Annotated in this window: 12 protein-coding genes; 11 read left to right on the forward strand and 1 reads right to left on the reverse strand. The window is 75.4% G+C overall.

Features of this window, described 5'->3' with window-relative positions; all coding sequences use genetic code 11:
- The first annotated feature begins 15 nt into the window (after positions 1-15).
- The 8 genes from AC5FZL_RS02380 to AC5FZL_RS02415 all read left to right on the forward strand — a co-directional run bounded on the left by AC5FZL_RS02380 (position 16) and on the right by AC5FZL_RS02415 (position 5,709).
- The gene (locus tag AC5FZL_RS02380; protein ID WP_493616964.1) at positions 16-225 is read left to right on the forward strand and encodes a ubiquitin-like protein Pup; all 210 of its coding nucleotides are present in this window, start codon (positions 16-18) and stop codon (positions 223-225) included.
- The gene (gene prcB / locus AC5FZL_RS02385) at positions 222-1,043 is read left to right on the forward strand and encodes a proteasome subunit beta (RefSeq protein WP_493616965.1); all 822 of its coding nucleotides are present in this window, start codon (positions 222-224) and stop codon (positions 1,041-1,043) included. Before AC5FZL_RS02380 ends, prcB begins: the two co-directional genes overlap by 4 nt.
- Positions 1,040-1,840 (forward strand): proteasome subunit alpha, encoded by an 801-nt coding sequence (gene prcA / locus AC5FZL_RS02390; protein ID WP_493616966.1) that lies wholly within the window; start codon positions 1,040-1,042, stop codon positions 1,838-1,840. Before prcB ends, prcA begins: the two co-directional genes overlap by 4 nt.
- 7 nt (positions 1,841-1,847) lie before the next feature.
- Positions 1,848-2,399 carry a GNAT family N-acetyltransferase gene (locus tag AC5FZL_RS02395; RefSeq protein WP_493616967.1) on the forward strand — a complete coding sequence of 184 codons (552 nt, stop codon included), beginning with the start codon at positions 1,848-1,850 and terminating at the stop codon, positions 2,397-2,399.
- A gap of 9 nt (positions 2,400-2,408) precedes the next feature.
- A complete protein-coding gene (gene pafA / locus AC5FZL_RS02400; protein ID WP_493616968.1) occupies positions 2,409-3,770 on the forward strand; it encodes a Pup--protein ligase in 1,362 nt (453 codons plus the stop codon).
- A gap of 47 nt (positions 3,771-3,817) precedes the next feature.
- A complete protein-coding gene (locus AC5FZL_RS02405) occupies positions 3,818-4,765 on the forward strand; it encodes an FKBP-type peptidyl-prolyl cis-trans isomerase (protein ID WP_493616969.1) in 948 nt (315 codons plus the stop codon).
- Between the two features lie 45 nt (positions 4,766-4,810).
- Complete coding sequence (locus AC5FZL_RS02410; protein WP_493616970.1) at positions 4,811-5,188, forward strand: FKBP-type peptidyl-prolyl cis-trans isomerase; 378 nt, start codon at positions 4,811-4,813, stop codon at positions 5,186-5,188.
- A gap of 80 nt (positions 5,189-5,268) precedes the next feature.
- Positions 5,269-5,709, forward strand: coding sequence for a DUF1810 domain-containing protein (locus AC5FZL_RS02415; RefSeq protein ID WP_493616971.1), 441 nt, complete (start codon positions 5,269-5,271; stop codon positions 5,707-5,709).
- Between the two features lie 50 nt (positions 5,710-5,759).
- On the opposite strand, the gene AC5FZL_RS02420 is transcribed toward AC5FZL_RS02415, so the two are convergent.
- Positions 5,760-6,848, reverse strand: coding sequence for a spore photoproduct lyase family protein (locus AC5FZL_RS02420; protein ID WP_493616972.1), 1,089 nt, complete (start codon positions 6,846-6,848; stop codon positions 5,760-5,762).
- A 52-nt stretch (positions 6,849-6,900) separates the two neighbouring features.
- Between AC5FZL_RS02420 and AC5FZL_RS02425 the strand changes: the two genes are divergently transcribed.
- The 3 genes from AC5FZL_RS02425 (at position 6,901) to AC5FZL_RS02435 (ending at position 9,376) form a co-directional block, all read left to right on the forward strand.
- Positions 6,901-7,878 (forward strand): helix-turn-helix transcriptional regulator, encoded by a 978-nt coding sequence (locus AC5FZL_RS02425; protein ID WP_493616973.1) that lies wholly within the window; start codon positions 6,901-6,903, stop codon positions 7,876-7,878.
- Positions 7,875-8,945, forward strand: coding sequence for a helix-turn-helix transcriptional regulator (locus AC5FZL_RS02430; RefSeq protein WP_493616974.1), 1,071 nt, complete (start codon positions 7,875-7,877; stop codon positions 8,943-8,945). The genes AC5FZL_RS02425 and AC5FZL_RS02430 overlap by 4 nt, the downstream gene beginning before the upstream one ends.
- Before the next feature lie 89 nt (positions 8,946-9,034).
- Positions 9,035-9,376 (forward strand): hypothetical protein, encoded by a 342-nt coding sequence (locus tag AC5FZL_RS02435; protein ID WP_493616975.1) that lies wholly within the window; start codon positions 9,035-9,037, stop codon positions 9,374-9,376.
- Positions 9,377-9,599: the final 223 nt, after the last annotated feature.

A 9,599-nucleotide genomic window follows, 5' to 3' on the forward strand; every position in this document is an offset into this window, starting at 1 on the left:
CGAAGGGGGCACCCGATGCCCAGCCAGGAGCAGCAGCGCCCGTCCCGCCGCGAGAGCGCCGAGACCGAGGACGCCGAGCAGGCCCCCCTGCCCACCGGCACCTCGCAGAGCGCGGCCCAGACCGCCGAGGACGACGTCGACTCCCTGCTCGACGAGATCGACGACGTGCTCGAGTCCAACGCCGAGCAGTTCGTGCGCCAGTACACGCAGAAGGGCGGCCAGTGACGTCTGGACCGGGCCTGCCGCAGGCGTTCACCACGCCGGGGTCGGCGTCCTTCACCGACTTCCTCGGCGGCCACGCGCCCGAGCTCCTGCCGGGCCGCCGCGTGCTGCCCACCGCCGCGGCCCCGGACGCCCCGCACGCCACGACGATCGTGGCGCTCGCGTTCGAGGGCGGCGTGCTCATGGCCGGTGACCGCCGCGCCACGGCCGGCAGCTTCATCGCCAGCCGCGACATCGAGAAGGTCTTCCCCGCCGACGGCTGGTCCTGCGTCGGCATCGCCGGCTCGGCCGGGCTGGCCGTCGAGCTCGTGCGCCTGTTCCAGGTCGAGCTGGAGCACTACGAGAAGATCGAGGGCGCGCTGCTCAGCCTCGACGGCAAGGCCAACCGCCTGGCCACGATGGTGCGCGGCAACCTGGGCCTGGCCATGCAGGGCCTCGCCGTGGTGCCGCTGTTCGCCGGGTACGACCTCGACCGCGGGCAGGGGCGGATCTTCAGCTACGACGTCACCGGCGGCCGCTACGAGGAGCACGAGTTCCACTCCGTCGGCTCCGGCTCGCTCTTCGCCCGCGGCGCGCTGAAGAAGCTGTGGCGCCCCGGCCTGGACGCCGAGCAGGCCGTGCGGGTGGCCGTGGAGGCCCTCTTCGACGCCGCCGACGACGACTCCGCCACCGGCGGTCCGGACGCCGTCCGCCGGATCTGGCCCGTGGTCGCCACGGTCACCGCCGACGGCTACACCCGCGCCGACGACGACCACCTGGCCACCGTGGTGGCCGCCGTGCTCGCCGACCGCACGTCCGACCAGGAGGGCCGGCGCCGATGAGCATGCCGTTCTACGTCTCGCCCGAGCAGCTCATCAAGGACAAGGCCGACTACGCGCGCAAGGGCATCGCCCGGGGCCGCTCGGTGGTGGTGGCCGAGTACGCCGGCGGGATCGCCTTCGTCGCCGAGAACCCCTCCCGCGCGCTGCACAAGGTCAGCGAGATCTACGACCGGATCGGCTTCGCCGCGGTCGGCAAGTACAACGAGTTCGAGAACCTGCGGGTCGCCGGGGTGCGCTACGCCGACTTCCGCGGCTACTCCTACGACCGCGCCGACGTCACCGCGCGCGGCCTGGCCAACGCCTACGCCCAGTCCCTGGGGGCGGTGTTCACCACCGAGGCCAAGCCGCTGGAGGTCGAGATCGTCGTCGCCGAGGTCGGCCGCGAGGTCGGCGGCGACCAGATCTACCGCCTCACCTACGACGGGTCCGTCGCCGACGAGCGCGGCGTGGTCGTCATGGGCGGGCAGGCCGACCAGGTCGCCGGCGAGCTGCGCGAGCGCTGGGAGCCCGGCATGGACCTCGGCGCGGTGCTGCAGCTGGCCCTGCGCGGGCTGGCCCCGGACCCCGCCGGTGGCCCGGCCCGCCGCCTCGGCGCCGACGTCCTCGAGGTGGCCGTGCTCGAGCGCGACCGCCCGCGCCGGGCCTTCCGCCGCCTGTCCGGGCCGGCGCTGGAGACCCTGCTCGCCGGCGCACCGGCGTCCCCGGGCGGCAGCGCCGAGCGCGGCGCCCCCAGCGGCGGTGGCTCGGGGACGGTGGCCGGGGGCCACAGCGGCCTGCCCGACGACACCCCCCGCTGAGGCCGCGGTGCTGCTGCGCGCGGGCGAGCCCGCTGACGCCGGGGAGCTGCACGTGCTCACCCGCGCCGCCTTCCTCACCGAGGGCCAGCGCTACGGCGACCTGACGATCCCGCCCTTGCGCGAGCAGGTGGAGGACGTCGCGGCGGCCCTGGCCGACCCGGCCACCGCGGTGGTCGTGGCCGAGGCCGAGGGCGGCGACGGGCTCGGCCGCGCCGGGCGGATCGTGGGGACGATCCGCCTCCACCTGCGCCCCGCAGGCGCGGGCGGGGGCCTCGTGGCCGACCTCGCGCGCCTGGCGGTCGCGCCCGACGCCCGCCGGCGCGGCATCGCCGACGCCCTGATGGACGCCGTCGAACGGGTGGCCGCGCGCGCCGGGGCGGGCGAGGCGGCCCTGTTCACCGGCGCCGGCTCGAGCGGCAACCTCGCGCTCTACCGCCGCCGCGGGTACCTGGAGGTGCCGCGCCCGGACGACGCCCCCGACGGCGACCTGGTCTTCCTCGCCAAGCCCTTCGGGCCCGCCCCCAGCACCCCGCACCGCGCCGCCGGTGCAGCGACGTAGTGTGAGGTCATGGACCGCCGGATCCTGGGGCTGGAGACCGAGTACGGGGTCACCTGCGCCGCGGACGGGCAGCGGCGCCTGTCCGCCGACGAGGTGGCCCGGTACCTCTTCCGCAAGGTGGTCTCCTGGGGGCGCTCGAGCAACGTCTTCCTGCGCAACGGGGCCCGCCTGTACCTCGACGTCGGCTCCCACCCCGAGTACGCGACTCCCGAGTGCGACGACGTGCGCCGCCTCGTCGTCCACGACCGCGCCGGGGAGAGGATCCTCGAGGGCCTGACCGTCGACGCCGAGCGGCGCCTGGCCGAGGAGGGCATCGGCGGGGAGGTCTACCTCTTCAAGAACAACACCGACTCCGCCGGCAACTCCTACGGCTGCCACGAGAACTACCTCGTGCCCCGCCAGGGCGAGTTCTCCCGCCTGGCCGACGTCCTCATCCCCTTCCTCGTCACCCGCCAGCTCCTCGTCGGCGCCGGCAAGGTGCTGCAGACCCCGCGCGGGGCGGTCTACTGCCTGTCCCAGCGGGCGGACCACATCTGGGAGGGCGTCTCCAGCGCCACGACCCGCTCGCGCCCGATCATCAACACCCGCGACGAGCCGCACGCCGACGCCGAGCGCTTCCGGCGCCTGCACGTCATCGTCGGCGACTCGAACATGTCCGAGACGACGACGATGCTCAAGATCGGCTCGGTCGACCTCGTGCTGCGCATGGTCGAGTCCGGGGTGGCGCTGCGCGACCTCGCGCTGGAGAACCCGATCCGCGCGATCCGCGAGGTCAGCCACGACCTGACCGGCCGGCGCCTGATCAAGCTGGCGAGCGGCCGGGAGATCAGCGCGCTCGAGGTGCAGGAGGAGTACCTGGAGCGGGCCAAGGCGTTCGTCGAGGACGTCGGCGTGCGCAGCCCCACGGACAAGCGGGTGCTCGACCTGTGGGAGCGCGGCCTGCGCGCGGTGCGCGAGGGCGACCTGTCGCTCGTCGACCGCGAGCTGGACTGGGTGATCAAGCTCAAGCTCCTGGAGCGCTACCAGGCCCGCCACGGCCTGGACCTCGCCGACGCCCGGGTGGCCCGCCTCGACCTGGCCTACCACGACATCTCCCGCCGACGCGGGCTCTACAACCTCCTCGCCGCCCGGGGCATGGTCGAGCGCGTGACCAGCGACATCGAGGTGTTCGAGGCCACCTCGGTGCCCCCGCAGACCACCCGGGCGAAGCTGCGCGGCGACTTCGTGCGCCACGCCCAGGAGAAGCGGCGCGACTTCACCGTCGACTGGGTGCACCTCAAGCTCAACGACCAGTCCCAGCGCACCGTGCTGTGCAAGGACCCCTTCCGCTCCGTCGACGAGCGGGTGGAGCGCCTCATCGCCTCCATGTGAGCGGCGGCGGTCAGCCGGCTCCCAGGCGGCGGGGTTAGGGTCGTGCGATGCGCCTGCTCCGCCCCGCCGTGCCCGTCCTCCTGCCCGTGCTCCTCCTCGTCGGGGGCTGCAGCTCCGGGAACGACGACGACGGTGGCGACGGGGCCAGCGGCAGCCTGGACTCCGTGGAGGTCACCGCCGCCACCGAGGAGGGCACCGCTCCCACCCTCACCGTCGACGGCCCGCTGCGCGTGACCGAGACCGAGACCAAGGTCGTCACCGAGGGCGAGGGCGAGCCCATCGCCGACGGCGACCTGGTCGGCGTCCGCCTCGTCGCCGTCAACGGCCGCGACGGCAAGGCGCTGAGCAACCCCGACTGGACCGTGGCGCCGGACTACTTCGTCGTCGGCTCCGAGCAGACGCCGCCCTTCGTGGCCGCGGCCCTGGAGGACGCGACCGTCGGCTCGCAGGTGCTCACCGCCGTGCCGCCGGAGGAGGGCCCCCAGGCCAACCTCGCCGACGCGGGCGTGAAGTCCGACGACACGCTCGTGATCCTGCTCGACCTCACCAGCAGCGGCTCCCCCCGGGCCGAGGGCACCCCGGTGACGCCTCCGGAGGGCCTGCCGGCCGTGGCGCTGGACGAGGCCACCGGCGAGCCGACGGTCACGGTGCCCTCGGGCGTGGCCGCCCCCACCGAGCTCGTCGCCCAGACCCTCATCCAGGGCAGCGGCCCCGCGGTGACCGCCGACCAGACGGTCACCGCCCAGTACACCGGCGTCGTCTACGGCACCGGCGCGGTCTTCGACTCCTCCTGGCAGCGCGGTGCGCCGGCGAGCTTCCCGCTGAACGGCGTCATCCCCGGCTGGAGCACCGGGCTGACCGGCCAGGCCGTCGGCAGCCAGGTGCTGCTGGTGATCCCGCCCGCGCAGGGGTACGGGGAGGCGGGCCAGCCCGACGCCGGGATCTCCGGCACGGACACGCTCGTCTTCGTCGTCGACATCCTCGCCGCCAGCTGACCGCTCCAGACCGCACCCCCCACCCCAGACCCGGAGGTCCTCCCCGTGAGCCAGCCCACCCGTCCCGAGATCGACTTCCCCGAGGGCGAGCCGCCGACCGAGCTGCAGATCACCGACGAGGTCGTCGGTGACGGCCCGGAGGCCACCCCCGGCTCCACGGTGAGCACGCACTACGTCGGCGTGGCCTGGTCCACCGGCGACGAGTTCGACGCCTCCTGGAACCGCGGGGCGCCCCTGGACTTCCGGGTCGGCGTCGGCCAGGTCATCGCCGGCTGGGACCAGGGCATCACCGGCATGCGCGTCGGCGGCCGCCGACGCCTCGTGATCCCGCCGCACCTGGGCTACGGCTCGCGCGGCGCCGGTGGCGCGATCGGGCCGAACGAGACGCTGATCTTCGTCGTGGACCTGGTCGGCGTGCGCTGACCAGCGCCCCGGCGCACTGACGAGGGAGGGCTCCTGCTGCGGCGGGTGCCCTCCCTCGCCCGTTCCGCGAGGATGGCCGCGTGAGCGAGCCCGACCCCTTCGACCTGCAGCGCTTCGTCCAGGCCCAGGACGCCGGCGGCACCCACGCCACGGCGCTGGCCGAGCTGGTGGCCGGGCGCAAGCGAACCCACTGGATGTGGTTCGTCCTCCCGCAGGTGGCCGGGCTGGGCACCAGCGCGATGGCGCAGCGCTACGGCCTGTCCGGACTGGCCGAGGCCCGCGCCTACCTGGCCCACCCGGTCCTCGGCCCGCGGCTGCTCGCCTGCGCCCGCGCCCTCGCCGACGCGGACCCCGCGCTGGCCCCGGACGCGCAGACGGTGCTCGGGCCGGTCGACGCCGCCAAGCTGCGCTCCTCGATGACGCTGTTCGCCCGCGCCGACCCCGACCAGCCGGTCTTCGCCGCGGTGCTCGCCCGCTACTTCGGGGGCGAGCCGGACCCGGCGACCCTGGCCCGCCTGTGAGACGCCCGCCTGTCAGACACCGCCTGTGAGCGCGCCGCGGTGAGCCGGGTTCAGAACGCGTAGCGCACCGTCAGCCACGGGGTGCGCGCCGCCACGAGGTCGAGCAGGCGCTGGCGCCAGGTCGCCTTCCACGCGGCGCGGTAGCGCACGTTCTCCATGCCGTTGCCCGAGCGCTTGGGCTCCTGGATCTCCGGGCGCCACAGCACCTGCTCGGCCTTCGGGTGCCAGCCGAGGTTCACCTCGTGCAGGCCCGCGTTGTGGGTGAGGAAGATGACCTCCGCCGCGGCCTGGGCCTTCGCCGCCGGGGACAGGACGTCGTCGAGCTCGGTGAGCAGGGCGTCCCACTGCTCCAGCCAGCCCTCGTGGACCACGACCGGGGAGAGGTTGAGGTGCACCTCGTAGCCCGCGGCGACGAAGTCGTCGACCGCCGCGATCCGCGCGGAGACGGGGTCGGTGCGCACGTCGACGAGCTTGGCCATCTCCGCCGGCATCACCGAGAAGCGCACCCGGGTGCGCCCGCGCGGGTCGTAGCCGAGCAGGTCGGGGTTGACGTGCTTGGTGGCGAAGCTCGCCTTGGCCGTGGGCATCGCGGCGAAGGCCGTGACGAGGTCGCGCACGTTGTCGCTGACCAGCGCGTCCACCGAGGCGTCGCTGTTCTCCCCGATGTCGTAGACCCACGCGCTCGGGTCGCACTGGTCGGGGGCGGGCTTGGTGCCCTGGCGGGCCACGTGGCGCTGGAGGTAGCCGACGACGGCGGCGATGTTGGCGTAGACGGTGATCGGGTTGGCGTAGCCCTTGTGCCGGGGCACGTAGCAGTAGGCGCACGCCATCGCGCAGCCGTTGGCGGTCGAGGGCGCGATCCAGTTCGCCGACCGCTCGTTGCGCCGCGCCGCGAGGGTCTTGCGCACGCCCAGGGCCAGGACCTCGGTCTTCGTGCGCACCCAGCGGTCGACGCTGGAGGCCTCGTCGTGCAGGCCCTCGACCCGCGCGGCCGAGGGCACCTCGACGACGGTGGCGCCGGGCCAGCGCGCCAGCACCTGCTGGCCGCGCTCGAGCTCCAGGGCCGCGGGCTCGGCGTAGATCGTGCGCACGTCGAGCAGCTGCCGCGGGCTGCGGGGGAGGGCGGGGGCCTGCGTCACCCCCCGAGCATGGGGGCCACCACCGACACTCCGGCGCGGTAGCGTTGATCGGGTGTCAGCCCGACGCACGGAGCGCCTGCTCAACCTCGTCATCGCCCTGCTGTCCACCCGCAGCTGGCTGACCAAGGAGCAGGTGCGCGCGGCGGTGCCCCAGTACGCCGAGTGCGCGACCGCCGAGGCGTTCGACCGGATGTTCGAGCGCGACAAGGAGGAGCTGCGCGAGCTCGGCGTCCCGCTGGTCACCGGCGGGGAGTCGGCGTGGTTCGAGGACGAGCAGGGCTACCGCATCGACCGCGAGGCCTACGCCCTGCCCGCGGTGTCCTTCACCCCCGCCGAGCTCGCCGTCCTCGGCCTGGCCTCGCGGGTGTGGGCCCAGGCCAGCCTGGGCGGCCCGGCCGCCCGGGCCCTGGTCAAGCTGCGCGCGCTGGGCGTCGAGCCCGACGAGGACTCCCTGGTCGGCGTCGAGCCCCGGGTGCGCACCCGCGAGCCCGCGTTCGAGCCGCTGTACGCCGCCGCCCGCGACCGCGTTCCCGTCCGCTTCCGCTACCGCACCGCCGGCACCGGACCGGCCGCCGTCCGGCACCTGCAGCCCTGGCAGGTGACGTCGTGGCACGGGCGCTGGTACGTCGTGGGCCACGACACCGACCGCGACGCCACCCGGGTCTTCCGCCTCAGCCGCGTGGAGGGCTCGGTCACCCGCACCGGCCCGGCCGCCTCCTACGAGGTGCCGGCCGACGTCGACGGGCGCTCGCTGGTCTCGCGCCTGGACGCCGACGCCCCCGAGCGCACCGCCAGGCTGCGGCTGCGCGCGGGGGCCGCCCACTCCCTGCGCCTGCGCGGGGGGGCCACGGGGACCACCGACGAGAGCGCCGAGGAGGTGGCCGTGCCGTTCCGCGACGCCGAGGAGCTGGCCCAGCAGGTCGCCGCCGCCGGGCCGGACGCGCTCGTGCTCGAGCCCGACGACCTGCGCGAGGCCGTGCTGCGCCGCCTGCGCGGGGTCGTCGCCGCGCAGGGCGGGGGCGCGGCGTGAGCGCCCGCTCCCCGGAGGCGTCCCGGTCCGAGCGCCGCCCGACGCCACCGCCGGCGACCTCCGCCGCCGACCGGCTGTCGCGGCTGCTGGCGATGGTCCCGTGGCTGCTGGAGCACCAGGGCGTGCCGCTGGAGCAGGCGTCCCGCCACTTCGCGATCACCGAGGACCAGCTGGTCCGCGACCTCGAGCTGCTCTTCGTCTGCGGGACGCCGGGGCACATGCCCGACGACCTCATCGAGGCCGAGTGGGAGTCGGGGCGGGTCTACCTCGGCAACGCCGACGCCATCGCGCGCCCGCTGCGCCTGGGCCTGGACGAGGCGCTGGCCCTCCTCGCCGGCCTGCGCACCCTGCTCGACGTGCCCGGGGCCGGGGACCGCGAGGCCCTCACGGGCGCGCTGGCCAAGCTCTCCAGCGCCGCCGGGGAGGCCGCTGCGGCCGCCGGCGCCGTCAGCGTGGACCTGTCCGCCGACACAGCGCCGCAGTCCCCGCTCGGCGCGGGAACCGCCGCCCGCGCCGAGCGCGCCCTGGCCACCGCCCGGGCGGGGCTGCGCGAGCGGCGCCGGATCCGCCTGCGCTACCTCGTGCCCTCCCGCGACGAGACCACCGAGCGGCACGTGGACCCGATGCGCGTGCTCGCCGTGGACGGCCACTGGTACCTGGAGGGCTGGTGCCACCGCTCCACCGGGGTGCGCCTGTTCCGCCTCGACCGCGTCCTGGACGCCGAGCTCCTGGACGCCGACGGCACGCCTCCGCCGGAGGCCGTGGCGCGCGACGTCGACGACGGCCTGTTCCAGCCCTCCAGCGACGACCTGCGGGTCACCCTCGAGCTGGACGACGCGGCGCGCTGGGTGGCCGAGCAGGTGCCGGTGGAGACCACGACGGAGCTGCCCGGTGGAGGGCTGCGGGTGCAGCTGCGCACGGCCGACCCGCGCTGGCTGCGCCGGCTGCTGCTCGGCCAGGGCGGCAGCGCCCGGGTCGTCGAGCCCGCCGACCTCGCCGAGGGCGTCGCCCAGGCGGCCCGCGAGGCGCTGGCCCAGTACGAGGACCCGACCGGCTCCAGCGGCTGATCCGCTCAAGGTGGCCCTGCGCGCCGCCGACACCTCGTGGGTCAGCCCGCCGCACCCGCGGGGGCGGCAGGTTCGCGGAGGTGGGCCCAGTGACCACGATCAAGGCCTCGTGCCCCAGCTGCGGTGATGTCGAGCTCACGCCGGTGCAGGTGCGGCTGGTGGTGTGCTCGGTGCAGGCGTGGTCGTTCTACGCGTTCGACTGCGGCACCTGCCGCGAGGAGGTGCGCAAGCACGCCGGCCAGGACGTCATCCGCCTGCTGACCTCCGGCGGGGTGCCCGCCGAGCGCTGGGACGTGCCCTCGGAGGTGCTCGAGGAGCGCGTCGGCCCGGCGATCAGCTGGGACGAGGTCCTGGACTTCACCCTCGCGATGGAGGGCCTGGACGTCGCGGCCGCGGCGTCGGAGGCGGACCTGCGCCGCCACCGCGCCTGACCGGCGCCTGACCACCGCCTCGTCCGGCGCCCCACCGAGCGCTGGCTAGGCTGCCGCGCATGTGGTGGTGGGTGCTCGTGTGGGCCGTGCTCGTGGTCGCGGCGCTCGTCGTGCTGGGCGCGCTGGTGTGGGGCCTGGTCCGCAAGGGCCTCGCCGTCGCCGGCGACGTGGGGCGCGCCGGGGCGCGGATGGCGGAGCTGGCCGCGCAGGTGGAGCGCCTGCC

The sequence above is a fragment of the Quadrisphaera sp. DVD1 genome, assembly GCF_058932755.1.

What these genes read in the sequence shown, in the direction of transcription:
- AC5FZL_RS02405 (WP_493616969.1), top strand. Translation starts at nt 3,818, where the DNA reads ATGCGCCTGCTCCGCCCCGCCGTGCCCGTCCTCCTGCCCGTGCTCCTC.
- AC5FZL_RS02380 (WP_493616964.1), top strand. Translation starts at nt 16, where the DNA reads ATGCCCAGCCAGGAGCAGCAGCGCCCGTCCCGCCGCGAGAGCGCCGAG.
- prcA (WP_493616966.1), top strand. Translation starts at nt 1,040, where the DNA reads ATGAGCATGCCGTTCTACGTCTCGCCCGAGCAGCTCATCAAGGACAAG.
- pafA (WP_493616968.1), top strand. Translation starts at nt 2,409, where the DNA reads ATGGACCGCCGGATCCTGGGGCTGGAGACCGAGTACGGGGTCACCTGC.